Source organism: Streptomyces sp. P5F9, assembly GCF_057961495.1.
In genome coordinates this window covers 1-1,318 of the sequence record NZ_JBXVPZ010000922.1, presented here as the reverse complement: position 1 = coordinate 1,318, position 1,318 = coordinate 1, and the positions used below count along the sequence as shown (strand labels likewise).

At 73.9% G+C, this 1,318-nt stretch carries 1 protein-coding gene; it reads left to right on the top strand.

The genetic code is table 11. From position 1 onward, the window contains the following. Positions 1 to 318 precede the first annotated feature (318 nt). Positions 319 to 1,164 carry a spermidine synthase gene (locus tag AC31A1_RS51505; RefSeq protein ID WP_489659928.1) on the top strand — a complete coding sequence of 282 codons (846 nt, stop codon included), beginning with the start codon at positions 319 to 321 and terminating at the stop codon, positions 1,162 to 1,164. Positions 1,165 to 1,318: the final 154 nt, after the last annotated feature.

Below are 1,318 nucleotides of genomic sequence, written 5' to 3'. Positions count from 1 at the left end.
AAGTGAGCGCAGGCCGGGTATGGGCGGGGTGGCTGGCTGGCCGGTTGGCGGGACGCGGGCTGGCGGCTGGCGGTGCTGATTTCGGGGGCTGGCTGGAAGACGCAGGCGTGGGTACCGGCGACCGCCGGACTGTGCGGGGCGCACGGTGCCGGGATCACGCGGGCCCCGCGCTCACCGGAATCGACCGCTCAGCCTGCGCCCGCGTCCCGCACGTCAGCGCTCCACCCGCACTGCCGCGCCCCACAGCCAACCCCCGCACTGGCCCGTCACCAGCCCACCAGGTCACCTTCCACCCCAGCGCCCCGGCACAATGGACCGGTGAACGAGCCGATACCCGTGACCCGGGACGTAGATCACGGGGTCGCCAAACTCATGCCCGACGTGGATCGGGAGCGGGCCTGGCTGCTGACCGTCGACGGGGCGCCCCAGTCCTACGTGGACCTGGACGCGCCGACGCACCTGGAGTTCGAGTACGCGCGGCGGCTCGGGCACGTGCTGGACACCCTCGCGGAAGCGGGGCGCCCGCTGGACGTGCTGCACCTGGGCGGCGGGGCGCTCACGTTGCCCCGGTACGTGGCGGCGACCCGGCCAGGTTCGCGGCAGGACGTGGTCGAGGCCGACCTGGGGTTGCTGGAGTTGGTCGCCGAGCACCTGCCGTTGCCGGACGGCGCCGGTGTCACCGTGCATGGTGCGGATGCCCGCGCCTGGCTGGAGGCGGCGCCGGACGGTTCGGCGGACGTGATCGTCGCCGACGTCTTCGGCGGCTCACGGGTCCCGGCGCATCTCACATCCGTGGCGTACGCCCGCGAAGCCGAGCGCGTCCTGCGCGCCGACGGCGTCTACCTGGCCAACCTCGCGGACGCCTCCCCCTTCACGTTCCTGCGCGCCCAACTCGCCACGTTCGGCACGGTGTTCCAGGAGCTGGCGCTGATCGCGGAACCGGGCGTACTGCGCGGCCGCCGCTTCGGCAACGCGGTACTCGTCGCCGCGCACCACCCCATCGACACGGCGCCCCTGACCCGCCTCGTCGCCTCGGACGCGTTCCCGGCACGGCTCGAACACGGGCCTGCGCTACGGGACTTCATCGGCGGCGCGCGGCCGGTTCAGGACGAGGATGCCGTTCCGTCGCCCGTGCCCCCGGAGGGCGCGTTCGGTATCGGCTGAGCCGGCTCCCGGCCTCGCACGTTTTCCCGACGCGGCTCGAACGCGGGCCCGCGTTGCGGCACTTCACCGGCGCCACGCAACCCGCCCGCGATGAGAGCGCCGTACCGCGTCGCCTGAACGCGCCGCCCCGCAGCCCCGCCCACCTTCCCCAAAC